Raw genomic sequence first — 23,277 nt, 5'->3', positions numbered from 1 at the left:
CGTGGGCATGGGAAAGGGACGCATTGGCCTGATTAGCCTTGGTTCTTGAATACCATGACTTGGACGATCGTCTTGGCGCGGTTCTTGTCCATCTCGAGCTTGATCATCAGGTCGTCGATGAATTCCTTTTCGTCCGCTTCGACCACGCCGTCGGCTAGCACGATATCGCAGGCATTGGCGAAGACCGTCTCGCGCAGTTCCGGAGGAATGGCTGGAATCGCGGAGGCGATCAGCTTTTCAGGTCCACCTCGTTTAAGGATCCCCATCAGGCGATCCATCATCGAATTGAACTTGTGCGGTGGCACATGCTGATACATCTTCATGCGGGTCAGTGTCGAGACCAGCGAGCCAACTTCTTCATCGGCAATATGGCCATCGCAGGCAGAGGCCGCCAGAAGCGTTCCGGCGAAACCTTCTTGGGGGCCAAACTGTTCCGGGGCGAAGGACGAGTCGTCTAATACATCATCAAATAGTGACATAAATAAAATCCCAATCGGCGGAAGGTTGGAAGTTCGCAGAAGCGATCTCGGATCGCTAACCTTTGTTCTTGATGACCATCACTTCGGCGATCGTCTTGGCCGTTTTGCCATCGATCTGCAGTTTCTCTCGGAGCCGATCGATGAAGGCCTTCTCGTCTGGTTCGACAACCCCGTCGGCCAGCACAATATCGCAGGCGTTGGCGAAGGCTGCCTTGGCGAGTTCCTTGGGTAGGGTTTCCGTGCAGGAATCGATCAGGGCCTCGACCCCTTTCTTTTTCATGATTCCGTGCAGTTTGTTCAGAGTTTTGCCATACTGCCGGCCGTCGTATCGCTGGAACAACTTCATGCGTACCAGGCAAGTGATCAGGCCATCGACTTCTTCTTCGGCGATGTGTCCGTCGCATCCGCTGGCCCCCATCAGGATGCCGGCAAACGACTCTTGGGGTGTCAGCTTCGAGGAACCTTCCATTCCTCCGAACAACGAGTCAAGTAATCCCATCGTCTGGATTCCCTTAATCGATAATTGTTGAATAGAGCAGATTGAAGGATAAGAACGAGTACGAAAGTGATGTCGCGTGTCACGCATCGGTAGTCATCGTACAAAAGAAACCAGCGAGTTGCCTCAAAATTCCGGGGGAAAATAAGGGGGTAAATTCAGGCAGTCTCGCTAGCAAAGAGAGTTGGCCTCGAATTCATTTCAAGGCCAAACACTCGCAGGTTAAAGCCCCAGCATGCCCACGATGCTAAACCCGAATGAGCCAGCGATTGCATAACCAATGAACAGGGCATACAGGAAGCACAGGAAATACGATTTGCCCCGTGTCAGTTGGCGGCGATGCCATAGCACCAGCAGGGTGATGGCTGAAAGCATGACCAGGAGTAAACGCAGATCGACCAGGCCTTCGATCGGTTTGCCATCTTGAACCAGCAGTACCGGCTGCCAGCCGATCAAATACGAATTGACCAGCAGCGGAATCGACAGACAGATACAAATGTCGAAGATGTTCGAGCCAAAGACGTTTGAGACCGCCCCCGAGTCGTCTCCTCGCATAGCTGCTCCGATGGAAAGAAACGTGTCCGGAACACTTGATGCCGCCGCCGCCAGGATCACCGCCACGAAGAAGACCGGCACGTTCAGTACGTGGGCCGTTTCGTTGGTGACTTCTACCAGCCAATAGCACGAAATAGCCGCGATGCCGGTGCAGATCAACAGCACGAGCGTTGCCGTCAGGCCGTTGAGCGGGATGTCGAACATGCCGTAGAAGGCCCCGGCCGAGTCCGTTTCGTCGTCATCTTCATCGGCCGAGTTCTTGATTTTCTCGACCAGCATGTGCGAGGCCTTAATATTCTCTTCTTGCAGCGTCGCCACGATCTGCTCGGTTGGCGTGTCGTGGCCGACTTCACCCAGGTGAGCATGAATCGCATCCATTGCCCGTTGATAACGCTTGGCATCGACGAACAGGTGAAAGATGTAGCCGATGTACAAGCCGATAAAGACCAGCCCCATCCACCAGTACATGCGGTCGCTGAACAAGAAGGCAATCAGCACCAGTTCGCAACCAATGAACCACATGCCGTCACGCGAAATGACTTCCGGTTCGACATCGACCGTCGGCTGTGATTTGCGATAGATCGAAATGACGATCCCGCAAAACGCAGGGATCAAGATCATGTTGTAAACAGCGCTGCCGGCACAGGTCGCCAACGTGCTGCCGTATCCCTCTGCGCCGGTCTGGGCCATCTCGGTGAGGGAATCGCTTGGCACGCTCATCACGGCAACGACGACGAAGAAGATACCGCTGAACAGTTCTGGCATACTACTGGCCACCGCATCGAGCGTGGCCCCCCGAACCGAGCCCGGCAGGCGGAGCGTTTCGCCAACCCACTGGGCCGCGTCGGCAAAGGGATCGCATGCTTGCCAAATGACGATCGAGATCAACACGACCTGAATGATCAGAAATCCGAGTTGAAAGTTCAGCACCCAAGGAGAGAAAGCGACCAGCAGGACGAGCGCGGCGATGGTGACGCCGATCGCGATCCAGTCGGGTCCGCCTTCATCTTCCTGGGGATTCGGATCGACATCCTGACTCATGCACGGCTCCTAAAGGCATGCAGCGGCACGCCGGTGTGGGGGAAAAGGTGGGAAGTTATTTCAGTGGAAGGTAGATCTTTGTGCGCAGTTGATCAATCGGGGTCTCGTCCGGATTGTTTTCGTAGATCTCAAACGCACTGCACCCGCGCTGTTTCAGTTTCTTGTACCGGACGTGCTGATTGGCGGCGCTCCAGCCGTTGCCCAGGTGATTGTAGTCCCCCAGGTGCTCGACGCAGAATGCATCGGTTTGAGGGCACAACCATTTCTCGAGCGGTGCCGGCGCGTCGATATCGCCCGACGGTAGAATCTTTCCAATGGTGAACTCACAAGTCTGTTTTCCAATGTCGAACTTGTGGTAGGCCGCCATCAACGGGCCGTCGCTGGGCAAATTATGCCGGGCATAGAGATCCATCATCTGCCCCATGGCTCCTTGCATGGTTCCGCCGATGTCCTTCAAGGAACTCGTACGCCGCAGGCCGGCCATATAAACGGGACCGACTTTCTGGATGCCAAGGATGTTGGTCTTGCTGTTGATGGTGCCCGTCTCGATCCACTCTTTGAGCATCTTGAGACCGCGGTCGTAGTCCATCCCGATGAAGCCCTTCATCATGCCGGTCATCCAAAACATGAACCAAGGAAGGGAGCCATCCATCTGCCAGGTAAGCTTGGTTCCCAGCCCGGATGGTTCGACATCAAAGACAACGTTCGACTTCGAAGCGAAAGGTTTGAAAAAACGAATCTCGTCTTCAATCCGCCGGTGAGGGTCGAGTTTGAAGTGCTCGAGCTCGCCAGCGCCGACCACTTCACCAGACCACTTATAGAGGGATCCCTGTGAGTTCGAATTCTCGCTGACTGTTACGTGGGCATCGGGTTCGGCACACAGCCAGGGAGACCAAATTGTCCATGTTGCGTAGTCGACGACCTTTTCGTAGACGGTTTGTGGGGGCGCAGCAATTTCGATCGACTTTTCGACATGAAAGCGCGGCATTGTTGTTTTCTCGCAGCAAACAGGGTCGCCAAGGGGCTCTCATGGGTCAGATCGAGCGATCCAGGAGGCTTAGGGGAGCCCCGATTATGGAATCCCCGACAAGCGGCGTCAAAGGCTTTCGCGCGGAAAGAAGCTACTTCGATTCGAGCTCAACCGAGCAGCATCCAAAATCGATGCGACGGGCCTGGGCCATCGACTCGTCTCTGCCAACGGCGACGACATCGGGATGCAGCGAGTAAATTACGAAACGCCCCTGTTTCTCGGTCCGAACGACATCGGCGTGCCGTAGTACACCCAGATGGTGCGAGATCTTCACGATCTCTTCTTCAAGGGCTTCTGACAACTGACTGACGTTCAGTGGGCCAGAGAACAACTGTTCTACAAGCCGCAAACGATCAGGATCGGCGAGGGCCTTTAATCGACCAGCGCAAAGCTCGTATTCACGTTTCTTCTTCATGGAATCTCGAATGCCCCAGACTTGTAAGATCATCGTGTTCCGCAAGTACCGTTAGTTGGGGGTGCTTCGGATTGTAGAGTCATTCATCTAGTTTCGCTAGGCAACCCCCTTTTGCCAGCGGAAATCCCTACGCTGCGTATCAGAAAGGCAACTCGTGCGATTTCAATTTGAGTTCGTCTCGTCCTTGGCGGTTGTTTATGATCTTGAGTAGATCCGCAAGAGGAAACTGGGATCTAGATCTCTCCTTAAGCTATGACGTACTCCATGTTGTCTCCGAAAAAGCTGTTGAATTACTGGGATCGTTTGCAGCATAGCCTCTGGTTTGTGCCTGTTCTTTGTACGTTAGGCGGTGTCCTGGTTGCCATCGCGATGCTGGGGATCGACTACTCGTTAAAAAGATCGTGGGAAGATATTTTCTGGTTGGAAACTACCACCAATGGAGCCCAGACCGTTTTATCGACCATTGCTGGTGGCATGATCACAGTGGCCGGTGTGGTGCTTTCGATGGAGATGGTCACGCTTTCAATCACCTCTTCGCAGTTTGGATCACGCGTGCTGCGCAGTCGGCTCGGCGATCGAACCACCCAGTGGACGATCGGGGCGTTCATGGGAACCGCCGTCTATAGTCTGGTGGTACTGAAAATGGTGCGAAAGTTGGGTGAAGACAACTTCTTCATTCCGCACCTGTCCGTCATGGCAGCGATCATCTTTGCGTTGGGAAGTCTGATGATCTTGCTCTATTTCATCCACCATGTCGCCATGATTGCCCAGGCCCCTGAGATTGTGGCCAGTCTGGCCGCCGACTTGCGCCATTCGATGGAGCGAATCTTTCCGGATGAGATTGGCGATCCACCGCCCAAGCAGAATTCCCACGAGCGCGAGGTCACGGACCAGGAGTGGAAAGCCTTGGAGAACGGCGTCACGATTCGGTCGAATCGCGAAGGTTATATTCAGGGAATCGAAGGAGACGACCTGATCACGCTGGCTGTCCGGCACAACTTGATCATCGAACTTCCCAAGCGTCCCGGCGATTTTCTTTCCCGCGGTGAACCACTGGCCCGCGTCGCCGTGGGGGAGCAAGTGGACGAGAACGCATTGTCTCGAGCGATCAACAACGCCTTTTTCATTGGCAATAATCGCACGCCCTGGCAAGATGTGAATTGCTCGGTACACGAACTTTCGCAAATGGGGGTCCGTGCTCTTAGTCCTGGCATTAATGATCCGTACACGGCAGTCAATTGTATCGATCGGCTCTCTTCGGCATTGGCTCAATTGGCTCAGCGGCAGATGCCGGCTGCTAATCGTTTCGATCACGACGGTCATCTACGCCTGATCGTCGACCGTCAAACTTTTACCAGCGTGATGCACGCGGCGTTCGATCAGATGCGTAGCTATGCCGTCAGCAGTGCGGCCGTTTCGCAGCGATTGATGGAAGGTTACCAGCGAATCGCCGACGCCGTATCGCATGGAGACCATGCCGCGGATGTGTTGCATCAAGCACGGCTGACCATGGAAGGTGCTCTGGAGCAACCGCATCACCCGGCTGACCTGAAGATCATTCAAGAACAGTACGAACGCCTTACCCATCAGCTGGAACCGCTGCTGGAAAAGAAGAAGGAGTCTCAGCCTGATCAAGATCCCATCGATGAGGAATCGGATGAAGAAGGGGAGGCCAGCGGCGAAGTGATCGGTTAGGCTACAACCTCGGCAAAAAGAGGCGAAAAAGTTTCTGTCCTAATGATCATCCTTTTTCGCTTTAACTGGTGAGTGGACGTCGCTTTCCAGACGTTCCTGAGCCCGTTCAGCTCCCAAGTGACGCGAGAAAAACCGATGATTCAACTCAAGAACCTCAGCAAATCATGGGATGATGGGAAGACCTTCGCGGTGAAGAATGTCTCGCTCGAAGTGCCGGATGGGAAAGTGCTCGCACTGCTGGGAGGGAGTGGCAGTGGTAAAAGCACGACCGTAAAGATGATCAATCGTCTGATCGAGCCCACCTCGGGCAGCATCCTGGTTGGCGGCGAAGATATCACCCACCAAGATCCCGTTCAGCTTCGTCGCCGGATCGGCTACGTCTTTCAAAGCATCGGGCTTCTGCCGCATATGAACGTGGCCGACAACGTGACTCTGCTATTAAAGCTACAAGGTATGCCAGCAGGGGAGCGCGCGGCCAAGGCCAACCAATTATTGGATATGGTCGATCTTCCACACGAGACCTTTGCCCAACGCTTGCCCAGCGAACTCTCTGGCGGGCAGCGGCAACGCGTTGGGTTTGCCAGGGCACTCGCTGCCGAGCCCAAGGTGATGCTGCTGGACGAACCGTTTGGCGCTCTCGACCCGGTAACACGCGATACGCTGCAAATCGAATTTAGCCGCCTTCAGCGTTCGCTCGGTTTGACTGCCGTGATCGTCACGCACGACATGGCCGAAGCATTGCTCCTGGCCGACATCATTGCCGTGATGAACGTCGGCGAGATCTTACGCATCGGTACGCCAAAAGAACTTCTGCAAAACCCAGGCGACGACTATGTTGCGAAGCTCCTGGAAACACCTCGCCGACACGGCGAACTCGTTCGAGAACTGAGCGATTAAGCTCCGGTCCCTTTGCCCCTGTGGGGAGAGGGCTAGGGTGAAGCAGTGAACGAAGTGCTCACTTGCCATCACAAAGAAATGTTGACTTTGAGTTGCGTCTTCCGTCCAACGTCTTCTTCCTTCCATTACCACAACATAACCCCTCACCCTAACCCTCTCCCCTCAGGGGTGAGGGAACAGGAATCGAATCATGTTCGACGCTGACTTCTGGGCTCGATTGCCGTATCAACTGAGCTTTCTGCCAGATCGACTGGGTGGGCACATCTTTCTGGCGTTTACCTCGCTTCTGGCAGGGGTGCTAATCAGTATTCCGTTAGGGATTTTCTGTTCAAGGCGTCCCCAGTGGGAAAGAATCGCGGTGACGATCGCCAACGTCATTCAAACGATTCCTGGGATGGCTTTGCTGGCGATCATGGTCTTTGCGTTGGATCGGACCGGCATCCTGCCGGCCTGGATTGCGCTGGTGTTGTACAGCATTCTGCCGATCCTGCGAAACACGATCGCCGGTATGAAGACGGTCGATCCAGGCTGTATCGAAGCGGCCGATGGCATTGGGCTGAACAAGTGGCAACGGCTGCGTATTGTGGAACTGCCGTTGGCATCGCCAACCATCATCGCAGGGATCCGCACGGCGTCGGCCTGGGTGGTAGGTGCCGCGACGCTGGCTTACCCCGTTGGGGCAACAAGCTTGGGAGATTACATTTTTGCAGGCTTGCAGACAACCAATCCTGTGGCTTTGTTTGTTGGCTGCGTGTTTTCCGCCGGCCTGGCGTTGCTGCTGGACATGTTGCTGGGTGGACTCGAGCGAGCATCGCAGCGTCGTAGCAAGACATGGGCGTTGGGTTCGATTGGTGGGATGGTTGTGGTTGCGTTGAGTCCGTTGCTGCTGAAAGCCGTGCAGTCAAAACCAAGCATCACAGCAACGGGGCCGCTGGCCGAAGTGAGCGAATTCACCCAGGAAAGGCCCTACGTAATCGGCGGCAAGCCATTCACCGAGCAGTACATTCTGATCGAACATCTAAAGGACACATTGAATCAAGCAAATCGCCAGACCGATATAAAGGCGGGACTGGGATCCACGGTCGTGCTGCAATCGCTCCAGCGTGGCGAGATCGACTGCTATATCGATTACTCAGGAACGCTATGGGCCAATGAGATGCAGCGTAGCGACAACGTCTCTTCCGCGGAGATGATGATCGACATTGCCACCAACTTGAAAGAGAGCAGCGGCGTGCTCGCGCTGGGGCCACTTGGTTTCCGCAACGACTACGTGTTTGTCATGCAGAAGGAAAGGGCCGAAGAGCTGGGGATTAAGTCACTGGAAGATCTCGCAGTCCATGCCGGTGATTTGACGGCGGCCTGCGAGATTGAATTCTGGTCGCGTCCGGAATGGAAGAATGTGCAATCGGAATATGGCATGCAGTTCGACAAGACGAAGTCGATGGACGCAACACTGATGTATGGCGAACTGCTTCGCGGCGATGCGGACGTCATTGTGGGATATCGCACCGATGGTCGCTTGGCCACGGACGAAATCGTGGAGTTGAGCGATCCGCGGTTCGTCTTGCCTCCGTACGATGCGGTCCTGCTGGTTTCGCCCCGCCTGGCTCAAGATCGGGCTGCGACCGAAGAGTTGCGGAAGATGGTCAACACGATTTCGACCGAGCAAATGCGCAAAGCGAACGGAATGGTCGATATCGAGGAGAAATCAGTCGTCGAAGCCGCGAAAACCCTGGAGATTCCAGCAAGTTAAGAAATTGCGGCGAAACTTCATGCTGGCTATGCCAGCGGCGACTACTTTCGAGGCATTCAAGCAATTACCCATTTTGCTCCTATCGGCCACCGGCGAATATGGGCACAATAACAAGATTGCCCATCGGGCTCCGCATTCCTTCTACGAGCATAATCTGTTGACACCATTTGAAACGGTCGACTGCTACGACTATCCCAAGTATTGGGATCTTTCCTTTCAAGATGAAACCGAACTGGAATGCGACTTCTTTGAAGATGCTTTTCAGCGTTTTGGTCAGGGAGAGACCCGCCGCGTACTGGATATCGGTTGTGGAGGCGGTCGTAACGTCATCGAGATGGCCTCGCGCGAGTTTGAGGTCCTCGGCTTAGACAACAACGAAGCCTCGCTGGCTTATCTTGCCGACCAACTTCACGAGAAGGAACTGACGGCAGAAACGATGTTGGCCGACATGGCGAACTTCGATTCAGAGCTTCCGCTGGATGCGGCCCTCTGCACGTTCAATACGTTTCGACATTTGTTGACAGAAGAGGATGCCGAAAGTCACCTGCACAGCGTGGCACGTGCCCTGCGCCCTGGCGGGCTGTATATCCTCGGTTTTCACATCTTGCAGGACTACGACGATCCCGAGTGCGAAGAGCACTGGACCAATCGCGAAGGGGAAGTGGAAGTCACTACCACGTTGGAAGTGGTCAGTTCGGATCGAGAAGAACGTATCGAGACTCTGCTGTTTCATCTGCAAGTTCGCGATGGCGAAAAAGAGCTGCGACTCAAGGCCGAGTATCCTTATCGCATCTACAACCCGCCGCAGTTTCGCAGCTTGCTGGCCAAGGTGCCGGAGTTTGAGATCTGCGAGGTGTACGACTTCAACTACGACATCGACGACCCGATGCCGTTCGACGATGAAATCAGCGATGCGGTCTTCGTGCTGCGAAAGAAGTAGGCTGATCCAATCATTTCTGTTCAGCGCACAAAAAAAGGTCCGACGAGACATCTCGCCGGACCTTTGTCATTGATGATCGATCGCAGAACTTAGTCTGCATCTTTCTGCAGGTGGGCCAATGCTAACAGGCAGTAGCCAGTAACCAGGTTCGGGTCGCCTTCCATCCAGCGTGGTGCCTTTTCATTGACCCAGCTGCCGTTCTCTTGCTGGCGGCTGATCAGTTCATCGGTGAACTCTTTTCGCCAGTCGTGCTTCTTACCGTCGGCAGTGACGAAATCGTCTTCACCGTAAGCTTCCAACGCCTTAGCAACGGTGTGGTAGTAGTAGTACAGCCCAGTGTCCCCCATGCCTGGGTTTTGCTCGGTGTCGTAGTTCTTACCGAGCCATGTCACGGCAGCTTTCACGCGCTGATCATCCTTGTCGACGCCAGCGTAGATCATGCTCTTCAGACCGGCATAGGTCATCGAACCGTAGCTACGCAGACCACCATTTTCGGTTGGACCAGCCTGGCTGTTGCCGCCAGCGGCGATCGTGTAGTAGAAGCCACCATCGGGATTCTTCGGAGCGAACTCGAATTGGTTGTGCGGCGACTCCAGGTTCTGGCAGCGGCTGACGAAAATCAGAGCCTTTTGCATGGCCGGATCGTCGGCACTGGTGCCGCTTTCTTTCAGAGCTTCCATCAGGAAGGTGGTGTTCGACATGTCAGGACGCGAGTGACCACCGTAACCGGCTCCTCCGTAGAACGCGTCGTCTTCGCTCTTGCCTTCTTCGGCGTCCCATTGCAGGCCTTTGAGGAACTTGTTGGCGTTAGCGATCAGCTTGTCGTACTGCCCTTCGTTATTGGCTGCGGTGAAGGTCAACAGGCTCAAGCAGGTTTCGTAGTTGCGGTGACGCGTACCTTCCAGGTAGATGCCGCCATCTTCTTTCACGTGCTTTTCAAGAGCAGCCAGACCCTTTTTCACGGCCGGATCGAGCGGGGTGCGTCCGTGTTCCAACAGACCAAGCGTGCAGATGGCCGTAACACCGATACCAGCGTTGCTGCTGAACGTACCGTCGGGGGCCTGACCCTGGTTGGTTAAGTAGTTCACTGCACTTTGCACGGCCTTTTCATAGGCAGCATTGTCGGCGGCCTGAACGATGGCCGGCGAAACCACTAGCGAAGCCAAAAGGAGCATCGCCAGGAAAAGACGTAAGGGACTAACGAGCAACTGAGACATGTAGGAGACCTCAATCTCTAGGGAAAACAAGTCAACGCGGATGACGAAGCCAGGCGTCATCGGGCGGGTTGCTAGGTGCTCGTTGCTGCCCAAAGCGATGGCAGACCGCGCTGGGGAGTCGATTGGCAGAGCATCGACCCCAAATTGGCACCGTTGCGAAGCCCAGGGCGAACCACAATGTTCACCATGAAACCAAGCATGGAACACACAATTGTAGACCGAGAAGTGGTAATTAACCACTCTTCGAGAAGATGTTGGCCGCGCACATCCCAATTAGACATGACTAGCGTGGGGGGTACCCCGACGCTTTCAGCGGCAACTTGAGCTAACCTCAAGAATACCAGGAAGTTAGCGATGTTAATCGAAAGGGGGCTAGAATATGGCCTGATCGCGAAAGATCTAGCCGCGGACAGCTAGGATGTCACTTTCGGCCATGATGAGGAGTTCTTCCCCTTCGACCTTAATCTCGGTACCAGCCCAACTGCTGAAGATCACTTGGTCGCCTTCTTTAACGCTCAGCGGTGCTTTGGTACCGTCCTTCAGAACGTGACCATCACCGACGCTCAGGACACGGCCCTGTTTCGGTTTTTCTTGAGCACTGCCAGGCAAGACGATGCCGCCGGCTGTGGTTTCTTCCGATTCCATCCGCCGCACGACCACATTAGCTCCCAGGGGAACAACTTTCATACTTGCTTCAACTCCGGCTCAAAACAAAAAGGGGCACGCAATGTCGCAAAACATGTAAGGAATGATTCTGACACGCCGATGGATGCGTTTCAAGAAGTGACTGCCGAGAGAATGGAAGTCGCACGCCCTTTAAGGGGTAGATAAGTGCGGTTTGTGGGGGATTGGTAAAAAATCCTGGCTGGCCCAGGTCTTTATTCCGGCTCCTGGATGCCAGACTCCGGCAGATAACACGCTAGAGGGCAGCCTTCGCACTTAGGCGTTTTGCGGCAGAACTCGTTGCCGGTGCGGACGATCAACGCATGGAATTCGTTGTAATGCTCGACCTCGCCGGGCACCTGGCTGACGATGTGGTCTTGGATATGGTGGTAATCGGCTTCCCACGCAATCCAGCCGTGCCGCTTCAAAATGCGAGCCGTGTAGGCATCGACCACGAATGTTTTCAGGTTGCCCGCGTAAAGAAGAATCGAATCCGCCGTTTCCGGGCCGATGCCATTGATGCTCAGTAGTTCCTCGCGCAGCGTGGTCACATCGTGCGAGAACATCCACTCCAGGTCCCCGTCGTATCGGGCGACGACATGGTCAATCAGATTGGCCAGCCGCTTGGCTTTCAGGCGGTAATAGCCCGAAGGGCGGATGATCTCGGCTAATTCTTCCTGGCGTGTCGTGTGTAACCGGCCCAAGTGCAGCAGTCCGGCGTCTTTGAGGTTGGCAATGGCCTTCTCGACATTCTTCCAGGACGTGTTTTGGGTCAGGATGGCACCGATCATGATTTCCAGCGGAGACTCGCCAGGCCACCAGTCTTGCGGGCCGTAGTGCTCTAAAAGCTTTTCAAAGACAGTGTTTAAGGAAACGTTCGAGTCGCTCAAAGAAAGAATCCACACAGACAAGTTTTCGATTGGGAGAGGCAATGTCCGGTCGTAACAGTTGTTCCAGTCAGGCGACTAGGAATCAAGTGCTGCTGGCATAAGTTCCGACGGGAAAGTATGTGGAAACCTCGCTCGACCAACGATCGCCAGCAATGAACGCACCCATCTCCGCTCCTGAAGTGGAACTCGAAACCGAAGAGATCAACTATTGGCAGGCCACCGCTCGCCCGCTGACTAGTTTGATCTTCGTGCTGCCGATGCTGGCCGTCTACGAGGCCGGCGTGCTCTGGCTGGGGCCAGCCGCAATTCGCAATGGGGTCGATGTCTGGCTCCGACAGTTCCTGAGCCTGATGGGTCTCGGTCAGTACTTCCTGCTACCGGTGCTGACGATCGGGATTCTCCTGTCTTGGCATCATTTGAAGTCGTACCCGTGGCAGTTCCGCCCAACCAATCTGCCGCTGATGGCTGCCGAGTCGATGGTGCTAGGGCTGTTGCTCTTGTGCCTGGCTCACTTTCAGGCGTCGGTCATGCAGATGCATGTCGTTGCGGCCAACGCCGGTCCCGAGGTCGACACGACCACCAAGCAGGTTGTCGCCTATTTCGGAGCAGGAATCTACGAAGAACTCTTGTTCCGATTGATGCTGATCCCCGTGCTGATCGTCTTTATCCAGGGCTTTGCGTTCCCGAAACTGGTTGCCACCTTCGCGGCGATGCTCATTAGCAGCCTGGTGTTCGCCGCGGCCCATTACAACTTCTTTGTCGCTGGCGGCGATCCGATCGACGGTTACACGTTTCTATTTCGCCTGTCGGCCGGGCTGATCTTCGCGTCGATCTTTGCCCTGCGCGGTTTTGGTATCGCGGCGGGATCGCACGCGATGTACGACGTGCTGGTGGCTTTCTCTTAAGACATCACGCATCTAGAAACGAACAGCGTGCATCACGTGGCTGGGTCAAGAAATAACTCGACCGCAGCCACCATCGAATCAACCCCCGATGATTCGATGTGGCCACGGTCGATGCCTTCCATCTGCCTGTGTATCTCCCCCTAAACACAGGCAAGCTCACGATCGCTGGGCACCTTCGTTGGATCGTGCCGACCGATCTACCCCTCGTTGAATCGTCTCGCGGCCGCGAGTAAGTGACCCGTTTCCCCGTCGAGCCAAAAAGGTTATCCGGATATCTGGGACTGGGTTGCTTCGAATTGTGGAAAAATGTGGAAAGAAACTGTCCTGGCCATTAAAACTAGTTCCAGCCCCCTCTCATCTCTTTTCAGGAACATCTGCCGGTGGCCACGATATCGACCCGAGATCTTTCGCATCTGCCGGAGGTGTCGCGGCTGGAGAAACTGCTTCAGTCGTTGGCCATGCTCGATGCCATCGTGTGTCCCGAATGGGAGTACCGCTACTACTCATTCAACGCCAAGTGGGGAAAAGGGGAGCGAATGGGTTCGATGCGAAATGGAAGCGGCGATGATTTCTTTGCCTTGTTCAACGCGTACGGCTGTTTCCTCAAAGGTTTCGAGCACGAATGCAAGGTTGCGAGCATGCCTGAGCTTTGCAGCCAGCTATACGAAGGCGTTCCCGCTCAGTTCAAGGGAGGCGTGACCGAGCCTGCGTTCTCACCTGAAAATGTGACGTTCTGTCTCTGGCGTGCGAAAGATGCTTCAAAGTGGGATCACGCAAACGTCAAGCTTCCCAAAGGGAATGATCCGGATGGATCTGCCTACCTTCTTTCTCCCCTCGATGGTGACCCAGAAACGTACTGCGATTTTGCGGGAGAGTACTACGAGATGGAGGTCGACCCAGACCTGGTAACGGCCATTTACGAACATCGGCCCCTAACCAAGTCGATGGCCCTGGAATTGAACGCAGACGCCGACTGGAAAGATCTGAAAGCAGATGCGAAAGAGATCGCGTACACACTGTGAGTTCGGCGTGCTCGATCGAAATTGGAACTGGCATGAGTGAGACCGAACAGGAGATTGAACAACGACCTTCGCAGCGAACTCAGTTTCCGCTGTGGTTTCTCCTGTTCGTGCTTCCCACGATCGCGGGGATGATTTTTGCGGTCTACTCAGCGTTTGCCGCTCAGGACAAGCGTTACCGCGATCTGATGGCCGAGCAGGCAATGCTGATTCAGGAGTGCTCAGAAGCAGAAGCACGAATGAGTAAGCTCTCACGTGCTGAGCAATCGTTTGATGGGGCAGTCACTCGGTGGAATTCCCCTGATGCGGTTCTAAGCGAGATCAAAACGACAAATCCAACGGTGCACTGGGGTGAGCGAGATCTCGTCTATTTTTTTCTACAAGCAAACGACCATCAGCTTCATGAGCTAGTCGATTTATTAGCCAAGGAGTATCCCGATAGCCATCCCGCAATTCAGGCCCGCATTCTCGAGTGTTTGAGGAGTTTTCCTGAGTACGTTATTGCAGAGCATCTTCTCCGATCTCGATCCGCTTCCGCTCTACGTCAGCTATCAGCGGCAGCGTGACTTCGAGGCGATGCAAATCGTTCGCGAAATTGAAATTTACGACACCGCCGGATATGGTGAGAGCATGAAAGATCGATTCTTTTCGGCGCTTCAAAAGGAGATGCTCAACGTAAAAACTCCCCAAGAGCAGGCCAGGCTCGAAGTCTGGTTGAACTATTTGAAAGACCCATCAACGCTGCCCGACAAATACACAATGTTCCTTGAATCCTATCGAGGGCCGTTCTGACTTTGCTAGGTTTTTACTGTTGGCGGTGCCAGGTTTGCCGTTGCTTTTTGGGGTATCTTCGCTATGTCAAATCTGGTTAAAAATTACGCCTCGTAAACCTCTGTCCTACAACCACTTAGCGCTTCGCCTAATTGGCTTTCCCCTAGTAGTTTTGCGCCCTCAAGTTTGGTACATTACGGTGTGCAATTTGAAAGGCTTTTAACGACTGGGGAAACGTGGTTTTTCTCGGTGTTTTTGCCTCTTTTCAGCACTGCTGGCAACCTCGCAGATTGACGGTCGCGCCGGGCACTTTTTCCCGCCGCGCAGGATAACCTCCGAAAGGACGCTCACTTGGCAACGGACGGTAACAACCCCAACGGTAATGGTAGTGATGGCGGGTCGACGGAAGACCCCACAAAACTGTTCACAATGTCGATTGAGGACGAGCTCAAGGAGAGCTACCTCACCTACGCGATGAGCGTGATCGTCAGCCGCGCCTTGCCCGATGTTCGCGATGGGCTGAAGCCTTCGCAGCGGCGCATTCTGGTGGCCATGAACGACCTGAACCTCACGCCGGGGGCATCGCGGGTCAAATGTGCCAAGATCAGCGGTGACACCTCGGGTAACTATCACCCGCACGGTGAAGCGGTGATCTATCCGACCCTGGTCCGCATGGCCCAGGAATGGAACATGCGGTACGTGCTGGTCGACAAGCAGGGGAACTTCGGATCGATTGCCGGTCTCCCCCCGGCGGCTATGCGATACACCGAAGCCCGCATGTCCAGCTTCGCCCAGTTGATGTTGGAAGACCTGAAGCTCGACACGGTCGACTACGTGCCGACCTACGACGAGCGCAACTCCGAACCGTCCGTGTTGCCGAGCAAGTTCCCCAACTTGCTGGTCAACGGCGGGAACGGCATCGCGGTGGGTATGGCGACTTCCATCCCGCCGAACAACCTGCGCGAGATCTGCCAAGCCGTCATTCATCTGATCGACGATCCCGGCACTACCATCGACGAAGTCCTCAACATCGTCCAGGGGCCTGACTTCCCGACCGGGGGCATCATTTGTGGCCGGGCCGCGATCCGCCAGGGCTACAAGACCGGCCGCAGCACGGTCGTCGTCCGTTCGCACACCACGATCGAACATGCCAAAAGCGGTGCGAAGATCATCATCCACGACATCCCTTACCAGCAGACCCGCGACCGCGTCGAAGAGAAGATCGCCTCGCTGGTCAATGAAGGACGCATCCAGGGAATTCGCGCGGTCGCCAACCACTCCGATCTCAAGGAGCCGGTGCGGATTGTCATCGAACTGAAGCGTGACGCCGATCCCGATATCGTGCTGAATCAGCTCTACCAGTTCTCACCGATCCAGGATTCGTTCTCGATCATCTTGCTGGCATTGGTCGACGGCAAGCCGCGAACGATGTCGATCAAGGAAATGCTGGAAGAGTTCATTCGCCACCGCGTCACGGTCATTCGCCGTCGTACGCAGTTCCTCTTGGCCAAGGCTCGTCAACGCAAGCACACCATCGAAGGTTTGCTGCTGGCACTGGCCGACATCGACGAAATCATCCGCATCATTCGTTCGTCCCGCACCCAAGCCGAAGCGAAGCAGCGCCTGATGGGGGTCGAATGCCCGGCCTCGATGATGGCCCGCGCTCTCGGCGAGCAAGGTTTCGCTCAGTTCCAGCTGGAGCGGGGTGAATCGGACGTCTACTTCCTGACCTCGGTGCAGACCGACGCGATCCTGCGTATGACGCTGGGTCAGTTGGTGAACCTGGAACAGGAAAAGCTTTCCGGCGAACATGCCAAGCTGCTGGAAGAGATTGCCGAGTATCTGCGTATCTTGTCGGACGAAGCCAACATTCTGGCGATCATCCGCGAGCAGATGGAAGAGATCGACCGCCGCTTTGGGGACGATCGTCGCACCGAGATCTCGCACGAAGAGATCGGCAACATCGACCTGGAAGACCTCATCGAAGAAGAAACGATGGTGGTCTCGATCAGCACCAAGGGGTACATCAAGCGAACCCCGGCCAGCATCTACAAGGCCCAGCGCCGTGGTGGTAAGGGGATCAAGGGGGCCAAGAGCGAAGAGGAAGATCCAATTCGCCACCTGTTTGTCGCCTCGACCCACGCGTACGTTCTCTTCTTCACCACGAAGGGGAAAGTGCTGTGGCAAAAGGTATACGACCTGCCGAACCTCAGCCGCGAAAGCCGTGGTCGCGCGGTGGTCAACCTGCTTCAACTGGAAGAAGGAGAGCACATTGCCGACTGCCGAGCCGTGCGTGACTTCGACCTGCCAGACCACTGCCTGGTGATGGCGACCCGCAAGGGCCTGGTGAAGAAGACCTTGCTCGAAGCGTACAGCCGTCCCAAGAAGAACGGCATCATCGCGATCAAGCTGAAGGAAGACGACGAACTGGTCGATGTCGCGATCACCAAGCCTGGCGACGAACTCGTGCTTTCCACCGAGAAGGGGATGGCCATTCGTTTCCGCGAGAGCGATGCCCGTGCGATGGGCCGCAACTCGAGCGGTGTGAAGGGGATTAACCTCACCAAAGGAGACAGCCTGGTGGGGATGGTCGTGGCCGATCCGGATGCTCAGTTGCTGACCGTGTGTGAACATGGTTACGGCAAGCGAACCAACTTCGGTCCTGGCCTGGCCATTGAGGACGAAGGGGACGAGAACGAAACAGAGGATAGCGGAACCGAAGATAGCGGCTCGGAAGAAGAGTCGACCTCGGGCAGCGCTCGTTATCGCACGCAGAAGCGTGGTGGTAAGGGGCTGCGAGACATCAAGACCACCGCGCGCAACGGTAAGGTCGTCGCGGTCGCTCGCGTCGACGATTCCGACGAAGTGCTGATGATGACTGCCCGTGGCAAGATCCAGCGTATTTCCGCCGCCGAAATCAGCATGGTCGGCCGTAACACGCAAGGCGTCCGCATCATGTCGATGGACGAAGGGGATAGCCTGGCCGCCGTGGTCCGTGTTCCTAAGGAAGACGGCGACGACGAATTGGATGAAACCGCAGCACCGGCAACACCGGCCGCACCTCAGGTAAGTGAGCAGCCCGCCGCAGAAGAATCGACCGACGAAGGCTCTGCTTCTGAAGAGAGTGCTTCCGAAGAGAGTGGCGAGGAGTAGTTCCACATGCGAGTGGCACTGATTACCGGGATCACCGGGCAAGATGGCGCGTACCTGGCCAAGTTTCTCTTGGCCAAGGGGTACGCAGTCCATGGCATGGTGCGTCGTGGTAGCACGCTACCTTTTGAGCGGATCGCTGATCTGACCGATAAGATCGAACTGCATCAAGGGGACTTGCTCGACCAAATGGCCCTCAATCGGCTAATCGAAACCGTTCAGCCGTCGGAGGTCTATAACCTGGCCGCGCAAAGTTTCGTGCCGACTAGCTTCGACCAGCCAATCCTGACCGGCGAAGTCACGGCCTTGGGCGTCACTCGTATTCTGGAAGCGATACGTACGGTCGATACGAACATCCGCTTCTACCAGGCCTCGAGCAGCGAGATGTTCGGGAAGGTCTACGAAGAGCCTCAGCGAGAAACGACCCCGTTCTGGCCACGTAGCCCTTACGGGGTCTCTAAGATGTATGGCCATTGGATGACGGTCAACTATCGCGAGAGCTACAACCTGTTCGCTAGCAGCGGGATCTTGTTCAATCACGAGTCCCCACTACGGGGAACGGAATTCGTAACCCGTAAAATCTCTTACGCCGTGGCCAGGATCGCTCAACAACTGCAAAGCGAGCTTCGCCTGGGGAACCTCGACGCGGAACGCGACTGGGGATTCGCCGGCGACTATGTTGAAGCGATGTGGTTGATGCTGCAGGCCGACACGCCCGATGACTACGTGGTGGCGACCGGTCAGAAGCACACCGTCCGCGAGTTCTGCCGCCTGGCCTTCGAGCGAGTCAATCTCGACTGGGAGAAGTACGTCGTCGTTGACGAGCGATTCTATCGCCCGGCTGACGTGAACACACTATGCGGCGATTCGAGCAAGGCCCGCAAAGAGCTTGGCTGGGAGCCGAAAGTCTCGTTCGAGCAACTTGTGCATATGATGGTCGACGAAGACATGAAGCGAGTCAGGGCCGAGATCAAACTCGCTGAGGAGCAAGCGTGAAGGCTCTGATTACCGGCATCAATGGATTCGTCGGTCAGCACCTCGCGTCGCACTTGCGTTCGTGCGGGGACGAGGTTCGCGGGACGTTTGTTGGCAGCCAGCCATCGTCGGCATCGGACCTGAAGTGGGAGATCTCGCAGCCTGCGACCCCCACGCTCATCGATACGCTCAAAGAGTTCTCGCCCGATGTGATCTATCACCTGGCCGCGATCAGTCATCCTGGTAGCTGCGGTGATGACCTGCCCACCGAAACCTGCAAGGCCGTGAATATCCTGGGAACGCGTCACGTGGCCGATCTGGCCTTGGCACTTCCTTCCGAGCCACGCATCGTTTTCACCAGCAGCAGCAAAGTATACGGCGGCCGCACAGCCGAGCAGCCATGGGCTAAGGAGGACGATCCTTTACAGCCCAAAGGTGGTTATGCCCACAGCAAGTGGGCGGCTGAGAACCTGCTGCGTGACCGAATCCCTCAAGGGTTGAAGGTCGTCATCGCACGGTCCTTCAATCATACTGGTCCTGGCCAAAGCTCCATTTACCTGGTGCCAGAGTGGTGTCAGAAGGTGAAGGATGCCGCCGGTCCCCAAGCGGTTCGCTCACTGGCAACGTCCCTCGATCTAAGCGACGTTCGTGACGTCGTTCGCATGTACCGGCTACTTGCCGAGAAGGGGGCGCTCGGCGAAGCGTATAACGTTGGTAGTGGCACGGCGATCACCACCGCCGATATCTGGAATACCCTGTGTGACATCCGCGGCCAGCGCATCGAAGTCACGGCAGAAAAGCTCGAAGCCACGCAGCAGCCGATCGCTGATGTAACGAAGCTGCATGAAGCGATCGGACCGATCAAGCGGATTGCATTGCGTCAGACCTTGGAAGATGTCTACCAAGGCATCAACGCGTAGTGCGGGTGCGGTCGGCGTTCGCTTGGTTACAGCGTTTGAGCCGCCAGCGCTACGCCTCTGAGCACCAGGTGATCGACCGTTTCGATATCGAGGTCCATCCACGGTGCCAGGTAATTTACGTCGCCGCCGCTAAAGAAAATTTGCGGTGGTTTGTCGGAGTTCAGCTGATCCGAGACGCGGCGGATCGTTTCTCGCACCGCCCCAACCGAGCCCCAGAAGAGACCGCTTTGCATCGCCTCGGTTGTATTGGTGCCAATCGCGGCGGGCTTGTTTTCCAGGTCAATCGTGATCTGAGGTAGGGCGTCGGTCTGCGAGGCCAAGGCCTTCGCGCTGGTGCGCATGCCAGGCAGGATGGCCCCGCCGACGAACTCTCCTTGGGCCGAAACCGCGTCGACGGTGATTGCCGTGCCGGCGTCGACTACGATTGCAGGCCGATCTTTCTGGCGCATGTGATTCGCGGCGACCGCAGCGGCAAGTCGATCGAGTCCGACCTTCTCGGGAGAGGGAATTGCGATTTCGATCGGTAGTTTTTTGTGATCGAACGCGAAGAAAGAACTGACGCGCGGTTCGATCTTGGAAAATGCTTCCAGTGAAGCGAGTGCCGAGCGGTGGACGCTGACGGTGTACCAGGGAAGGGTATCGCCAGATAGCCAGTTACGCAGGCCTTGGATGTCTGACGAGTAAGTCGAATACGAAAACGTGGACACCGGCGGAGTAACTTCGTCCGCATGGAAGTTCTCGAACAGGGCAAAGTGAACTCGCGTGTTGCCAATATCGATGGCGACGAGAGACTCAACCGGCACTAGGCTTCCTCCGTTTCGTTCTTGGCGGCCTCCAACTGCTGGGCAACTTGCCGAACCATTTCGTTCAGGCCTTGCCCGGTGACCGCCGAAATCAGAAAGACGTCACGGCCAAGCTCTTGTTGAAGGGTCGAGCGAAACTCTTCCGCTCCGGGAAGTTCGGCCTTGGTGACACACGTCACCTCTGGCCGGGCAGCAAGCTTGGGATTGTAAGCTTCCAGCTCTTTCCGAATGGAATGATAGTTCTCCATTGGGTCGGTTCCATCGACCGGAGCTGGCTCGATCAGGTGAACCAGCAGACCTGCTCGTTCGACATGGCGCAGAAATTCGTGCCCCAGTCCGACCCCTTCGGCGGCTCCTTCAATCAGACCGGGGATGTCGGCCAGAATGAAGCTGGTGTCTATGTCGATCTGCACCTGGCCCAGGTTGGGGAACTTGGTGGTAAACGGGTAATCGGCAATTTCGGGCCTTGCGCGGGAAAGACGCGATAGAAGCGTGCTTTTCCCGGCGTTGGGTTTGCCAATGAGGCCGACGTCGGCGATCGACTTCAGTTCGAGGGTCAGCAGGCGTTTCTCGCCGGGATCGCCAGGCTGGCATTCTCTGGGGGCGCGATTGGTGCTTGATTTGAAGCTGAGGTTACCACGACCTCCTTTGCCTCCGCGTGCCGCGATCAGTTGATCTCCGTCCTTGGCGAGATCCTTCAGAACGAAGTTTTCCTTCGCGTCGATCACCACGGTCCCTGGCGGAACCTTGATGACCATGTCTTCCCCTTTGCGACCGGTGCGGTTGGCACCGCTACCGTGGCCGCCTCGTTTGCCGCGCCAGTGGTGTTGGTGGGCGAGCTGCACCAGGCTGTTCACCCCTTCTTCGGCCAGGATGATGATGCTCCCGCCGTCGCCGCCGTCTCCACCATCGGGACCTCCCTTGGGGATATATCGCTCGCGGCGGAAGCTGGAACAACCATTTCCACCACCCCCGGCTTCGACTTCGATTTGTACCCGATCGACAAACATAGATGGATTTTAGTGCCTGGCGTTATGCGAATAAAAATAGGGATGGCCAACTGACCATCCCTACTGTGTTTTCTCTTGTGCGAATCGTTCGCCTAAGCTTCCCAGCGGGGAAGGGCGAATTGCCTAGTTGGCTTCGACCACGATGTTCACGCGGCGGCTGCCTTGGTCGAACATGACCGTACCGTCCGACAGAGCGAACAGGGTGTAGTCCTTGCCCATACCGACGTTCTTGCCGGCACGGAACTTGGTGCCCAGCTGGCGAACGAGAATGCTACCGGCCTTTACCGTTTGGCCACCGTACTTCTTTACGCCGCGGTATTGAGGGTTGGAATCGCGACCGTTACGGCTAGAACCTTGACCTTTCTTATGGGCCATGACATCTGCTCCTGAGGTATCTTATTAGGCCGCATCAAAAAGGGCGGCAATCGCTTACGAGTTGGATCGATTCAGTTCCCTGGCAACTATATCGCCGCTGAGGGAAACTAGTTTTTTATCGGAAGATCCACTCGTAGTCAACCTCCCCAGGCGATCCGAGTCGGATTTCCCGCTCGTTTTCGTCCAGTTGGTCGCCAGGACGCCAGAAGTTGAGCTTCAGCGTCTTTTGCTGGTACTGGCGGTAAGAGAGGGGGTTAGAGCTAGCATCGTAGTTTTCGTCGGCATCAACCACGCGAAACGCATTGGTCAGACCGTCGATGTAGATGCTGAAGAAGTCGGTGTTCGGATCGACATCTTCCCAGGTGACCACGCCCCAGATGCTGTTGTCTTTGTCGGGGGTCGTCACGGGAATGTCAAATCGGCTGATCTCAACGGTGTTATAAAGCTTGCTGCCCCCTGTTTCGCGTTCAGCTATCTTCTCGATAGCGGCCGGAATGATGCGGTCTAGGTACTCTTTACGTTCTTTGGTGTCTTTGGTTTCCAGGACGAAACGAGGGAAGAACCGGATCGGTGCGGATGGCAGGTCTTCAATCTGTTGAACTTCGAACTTCACGTTGTCGAACTGATCTTTGACCGGCACGTGGCGAAGTGGATTTCCGTGATTGGTTACCTTGTAAACCATGTACCAGATCAACTTCTTTTGCAGCTTTCCGCTGGGCTGCGGCACGCCAACCTCGATCATGCGGACTGGTTTGAACGAGAATTCCAGGCCCCAAATGTCGCGGCGGAAGATGACGTTGCTGGCCATCGACTTCAGCGTTCGTGTGTCGGAAAGGTAATTTGGGGTCCAATCCAGATTGGGAATGCCCTGCAAGATGTCGCGATATTGTTCGGGGCTCGTGTAGGTGTCTTGAGCGCTGAACTTCATCGGAATCGTGGTCATCACGCCATCGACAAACTTTCGATTAGGCGGATTGGCTTGCGCCAGACGGATCGCATTGGCTGCGACGTCGGTGCTTTCTTCCGGAGCTGCTGCCGTGGCAAACGAAGACGGCATGGCCGACAATGCGCTAAGCATTGCCAGAACAAGCAGAAACGAAGTGCGAATGGAAGCAACTGTCATGCGGAAAACGCCTGGAGATGGGAATAGGGACTCTCGGTCCAAGCACAATCGTGCCGGCCGAATTTATCTCAAAGTCTAATATAGTTGCCCAAATTAACAGGCGTCAAGTTTTTGGGCCTTTTGAAGTTAGGAAGTCGCAGAATAGTCCGAGCGAG

At 55.7% G+C, this 23,277-nt stretch carries 22 protein-coding genes and 1 pseudogene; 11 read left to right on the top strand and 12 right to left on the bottom strand.

The features are described from left to right. Nucleotides 1–32 precede the first annotated feature (32 nt). The 5 genes from C5Y96_RS07495 to C5Y96_RS07475 all read right to left on the bottom strand — a co-directional run bounded on the left by C5Y96_RS07495 (nt 33) and on the right by C5Y96_RS07475 (nt 4,016). The gene (locus C5Y96_RS07495; protein WP_105351538.1) at nt 33–479 is read right to left on the bottom strand and encodes a tellurite resistance TerB family protein; all 447 of its coding nucleotides are present in this window, start codon (nt 477–479) and stop codon (nt 33–35) included. A gap of 55 nt (nt 480–534) precedes the next feature. After that, nucleotides 535–978 carry a tellurite resistance TerB family protein gene (locus C5Y96_RS07490; RefSeq protein WP_158261129.1) on the bottom strand — a complete coding sequence of 148 codons (444 nt, stop codon included), beginning with the start codon at nt 976–978 and terminating at the stop codon, nt 535–537. A 219-nt stretch (nt 979–1,197) separates the two neighbouring features. Further along, the gene (locus tag C5Y96_RS07485; RefSeq protein WP_105351534.1) at nt 1,198–2,571 is read right to left on the bottom strand and encodes a sodium:calcium antiporter; all 1,374 of its coding nucleotides are present in this window, start codon (nt 2,569–2,571) and stop codon (nt 1,198–1,200) included. A 55-nt stretch (nt 2,572–2,626) separates the two neighbouring features. Further along, nucleotides 2,627–3,559 (bottom strand): SRPBCC family protein, encoded by a 933-nt coding sequence (locus tag C5Y96_RS07480; protein ID WP_105351532.1) that lies wholly within the window; start codon nt 3,557–3,559, stop codon nt 2,627–2,629. 133 nt (nt 3,560–3,692) lie between these two features. Further along, a complete protein-coding gene (locus C5Y96_RS07475) occupies nt 3,693–4,016 on the bottom strand; it encodes an ArsR/SmtB family transcription factor (protein WP_105351845.1) in 324 nt (107 codons plus the stop codon). Between the two features lie 264 nt (nt 4,017–4,280). Here C5Y96_RS07475 and C5Y96_RS07470 point away from each other — a divergent pair, with 264 nt between their 5' ends. From C5Y96_RS07470 to C5Y96_RS07455, 4 genes are all read left to right on the top strand, one after another. After that, a complete protein-coding gene (locus C5Y96_RS07470) occupies nt 4,281–5,711 on the top strand; it encodes a DUF2254 domain-containing protein (protein WP_158261128.1) in 1,431 nt (476 codons plus the stop codon). A gap of 135 nt (nt 5,712–5,846) precedes the next feature. Continuing rightward, on the top strand, nt 5,847–6,608 hold the full coding sequence (locus C5Y96_RS07465; protein WP_105351528.1) for an ATP-binding cassette domain-containing protein: 762 nt from the start codon (nt 5,847–5,849) through the stop codon (nt 6,606–6,608). Between the two features lie 190 nt (nt 6,609–6,798). Further along, on the top strand, nt 6,799–8,361 hold the full coding sequence (locus tag C5Y96_RS07460) for an ABC transporter permease/substrate-binding protein (protein ID WP_105351525.1): 1,563 nt from the start codon (nt 6,799–6,801) through the stop codon (nt 8,359–8,361). 19 nt (nt 8,362–8,380) lie between these two features. Beyond that, entirely contained in the window at nt 8,381–9,301 is a 921-nt protein-coding gene (locus C5Y96_RS07455; RefSeq protein WP_105351523.1) for a class I SAM-dependent methyltransferase, read from the top strand. 89 nt (nt 9,302–9,390) lie between these two features. Here the strand turns inward: C5Y96_RS07455 and C5Y96_RS07450 are convergent, their stop codons facing one another. From C5Y96_RS07450 to C5Y96_RS07440, 3 genes are all read right to left on the bottom strand, one after another. Next, nucleotides 9,391–10,518, bottom strand: coding sequence for a prenyltransferase/squalene oxidase repeat-containing protein (locus tag C5Y96_RS07450; protein ID WP_233198860.1), 1,128 nt, complete (start codon nt 10,516–10,518; stop codon nt 9,391–9,393). 399 nt (nt 10,519–10,917) lie between these two features. Then, nucleotides 10,918–11,205, bottom strand: coding sequence for a co-chaperone GroES (gene groES, locus C5Y96_RS07445; RefSeq protein ID WP_105351520.1), 288 nt, complete (start codon nt 11,203–11,205; stop codon nt 10,918–10,920). A 191-nt stretch (nt 11,206–11,396) separates the two neighbouring features. Continuing rightward, complete coding sequence (locus tag C5Y96_RS07440; RefSeq protein WP_233198858.1) at nt 11,397–12,071, bottom strand: endonuclease III domain-containing protein; 675 nt, start codon at nt 12,069–12,071, stop codon at nt 11,397–11,399. A gap of 152 nt (nt 12,072–12,223) precedes the next feature. On the opposite strand from C5Y96_RS07440, the gene C5Y96_RS07435 reads away from it, so the two are divergent. The 7 genes from C5Y96_RS07435 to C5Y96_RS07405 all read left to right on the top strand — a co-directional run bounded on the left by C5Y96_RS07435 (nt 12,224) and on the right by C5Y96_RS07405 (nt 19,811). Next, nucleotides 12,224–12,976, top strand: a complete 753-nt coding sequence (locus C5Y96_RS07435) for a CPBP family intramembrane glutamic endopeptidase (protein WP_146115557.1) — start codon at nt 12,224–12,226, stop codon at nt 12,974–12,976. A gap of 380 nt (nt 12,977–13,356) precedes the next feature. Then, nucleotides 13,357–13,998, top strand: coding sequence for a hypothetical protein (locus C5Y96_RS07430; RefSeq protein WP_105351516.1), 642 nt, complete (start codon nt 13,357–13,359; stop codon nt 13,996–13,998). A 32-nt stretch (nt 13,999–14,030) separates the two neighbouring features. Beyond that, on the top strand, nt 14,031–14,561 hold the full coding sequence (locus C5Y96_RS07425; protein WP_105351513.1) for a hypothetical protein: 531 nt from the start codon (nt 14,031–14,033) through the stop codon (nt 14,559–14,561). Nucleotides 14,562–14,571: 10 nt separating this feature from the next. Further along, complete coding sequence (locus tag C5Y96_RS07420; RefSeq protein WP_105351511.1) at nt 14,572–14,787, top strand: hypothetical protein; 216 nt, start codon at nt 14,572–14,574, stop codon at nt 14,785–14,787. A 408-nt stretch (nt 14,788–15,195) separates the two neighbouring features. Then, nucleotides 15,196–17,919, top strand: coding sequence for a DNA gyrase subunit A (gene gyrA, locus C5Y96_RS07415; protein WP_105351508.1), 2,724 nt, complete (start codon nt 15,196–15,198; stop codon nt 17,917–17,919). 6 nt (nt 17,920–17,925) lie between these two features. Then, nucleotides 17,926–18,912, top strand: coding sequence for a GDP-mannose 4,6-dehydratase (gene gmd, locus C5Y96_RS07410; protein WP_105351506.1), 987 nt, complete (start codon nt 17,926–17,928; stop codon nt 18,910–18,912). Continuing rightward, on the top strand, nt 18,909–19,811 hold the full coding sequence (locus C5Y96_RS07405) for an NAD-dependent epimerase/dehydratase family protein (RefSeq protein WP_105351503.1): 903 nt from the start codon (nt 18,909–18,911) through the stop codon (nt 19,809–19,811). Before gmd ends, C5Y96_RS07405 begins: the two co-directional genes overlap by 4 nt. A gap of 26 nt (nt 19,812–19,837) precedes the next feature. Here C5Y96_RS07405 and C5Y96_RS07400 read toward each other — a convergent pair whose 3' ends face one another. From C5Y96_RS07400 to C5Y96_RS07385, 4 genes and pseudogenes are all read right to left on the bottom strand, one after another. Beyond that, on the bottom strand, nt 19,838–20,614 hold the full coding sequence (locus C5Y96_RS07400; RefSeq protein WP_105351500.1) for a type III pantothenate kinase: 777 nt from the start codon (nt 20,612–20,614) through the stop codon (nt 19,838–19,840). Between the two features lie 2 nt (nt 20,615–20,616). Then, a pseudogene (gene obgE / locus C5Y96_RS07395) lies at nt 20,617–21,624 on the bottom strand (GTPase ObgE); the annotation flags it as partial. Between the two features lie 123 nt (nt 21,625–21,747). Next, the gene (gene rpmA / locus C5Y96_RS07390; protein WP_105351495.1) at nt 21,748–21,999 is read right to left on the bottom strand and encodes a 50S ribosomal protein L27; all 252 of its coding nucleotides are present in this window, start codon (nt 21,997–21,999) and stop codon (nt 21,748–21,750) included. Between the two features lie 115 nt (nt 22,000–22,114). After that, nucleotides 22,115–23,122 (bottom strand): hypothetical protein, encoded by a 1,008-nt coding sequence (locus tag C5Y96_RS07385; protein ID WP_105351493.1) that lies wholly within the window; start codon nt 23,120–23,122, stop codon nt 22,115–22,117. Nucleotides 23,123–23,277: the final 155 nt, after the last annotated feature.

The organism is Blastopirellula marina (assembly GCF_002967715.1).
Taxonomy (GTDB): domain Bacteria; phylum Planctomycetota; class Planctomycetia; order Pirellulales; family Pirellulaceae; genus Bremerella; species Bremerella marina_B.
This window is presented reverse-complemented; position numbering and strand designations above follow the sequence as displayed.

What these genes read in the sequence shown, in the direction of transcription:
- C5Y96_RS07495 (WP_105351538.1), bottom strand. Translation starts at nt 479, where the DNA reads ATGTCACTATTTGATGATGTATTAGACGACTCGTCCTTCGCCCCGGAA.
- C5Y96_RS07490 (WP_158261129.1), bottom strand. Translation starts at nt 978, where the DNA reads ATGGGATTACTTGACTCGTTGTTCGGAGGAATGGAAGGTTCCTCGAAG.
- C5Y96_RS07485 (WP_105351534.1), bottom strand. Translation starts at nt 2,571, where the DNA reads ATGAGTCAGGATGTCGATCCGAATCCCCAGGAAGATGAAGGCGGACCC.
- C5Y96_RS07480 (WP_105351532.1), bottom strand. Translation starts at nt 3,559, where the DNA reads ATGCCGCGCTTTCATGTCGAAAAGTCGATCGAAATTGCTGCGCCCCCA.
- C5Y96_RS07475 (WP_105351845.1), bottom strand. Translation starts at nt 4,016, where the DNA reads ATGAAGAAGAAACGTGAATACGAGCTTTGCGCTGGTCGATTAAAGGCC.
- C5Y96_RS07470 (WP_158261128.1), top strand. Translation starts at nt 4,281, where the DNA reads ATGTTGTCTCCGAAAAAGCTGTTGAATTACTGGGATCGTTTGCAGCAT.
- C5Y96_RS07465 (WP_105351528.1), top strand. Translation starts at nt 5,847, where the DNA reads ATGATTCAACTCAAGAACCTCAGCAAATCATGGGATGATGGGAAGACC.
- C5Y96_RS07460 (WP_105351525.1), top strand. Translation starts at nt 6,799, where the DNA reads ATGTTCGACGCTGACTTCTGGGCTCGATTGCCGTATCAACTGAGCTTT.
- C5Y96_RS07455 (WP_105351523.1), top strand. Translation starts at nt 8,381, where the DNA reads ATGCTGGCTATGCCAGCGGCGACTACTTTCGAGGCATTCAAGCAATTA.
- C5Y96_RS07450 (WP_233198860.1), bottom strand. Translation starts at nt 10,518, where the DNA reads ATGTCTCAGTTGCTCGTTAGTCCCTTACGTCTTTTCCTGGCGATGCTC.
- groES (WP_105351520.1), bottom strand. Translation starts at nt 11,205, where the DNA reads ATGAAAGTTGTTCCCCTGGGAGCTAATGTGGTCGTGCGGCGGATGGAA.
- C5Y96_RS07435 (WP_146115557.1), top strand. Translation starts at nt 12,224, where the DNA reads ATGAACGCACCCATCTCCGCTCCTGAAGTGGAACTCGAAACCGAAGAG.
- C5Y96_RS07425 (WP_105351513.1), top strand. Translation starts at nt 14,031, where the DNA reads ATGAGTGAGACCGAACAGGAGATTGAACAACGACCTTCGCAGCGAACT.
- C5Y96_RS07420 (WP_105351511.1), top strand. Translation starts at nt 14,572, where the DNA reads ATGCAAATCGTTCGCGAAATTGAAATTTACGACACCGCCGGATATGGT.
- gyrA (WP_105351508.1), top strand. Translation starts at nt 15,196, where the DNA reads ATGTCGATTGAGGACGAGCTCAAGGAGAGCTACCTCACCTACGCGATG.
- gmd (WP_105351506.1), top strand. Translation starts at nt 17,926, where the DNA reads ATGCGAGTGGCACTGATTACCGGGATCACCGGGCAAGATGGCGCGTAC.
- rpmA (WP_105351495.1), bottom strand. Translation starts at nt 21,999, where the DNA reads ATGGCCCATAAGAAAGGTCAAGGTTCTAGCCGTAACGGTCGCGATTCC.
- C5Y96_RS07385 (WP_105351493.1), bottom strand. Translation starts at nt 23,122, where the DNA reads ATGACAGTTGCTTCCATTCGCACTTCGTTTCTGCTTGTTCTGGCAATG.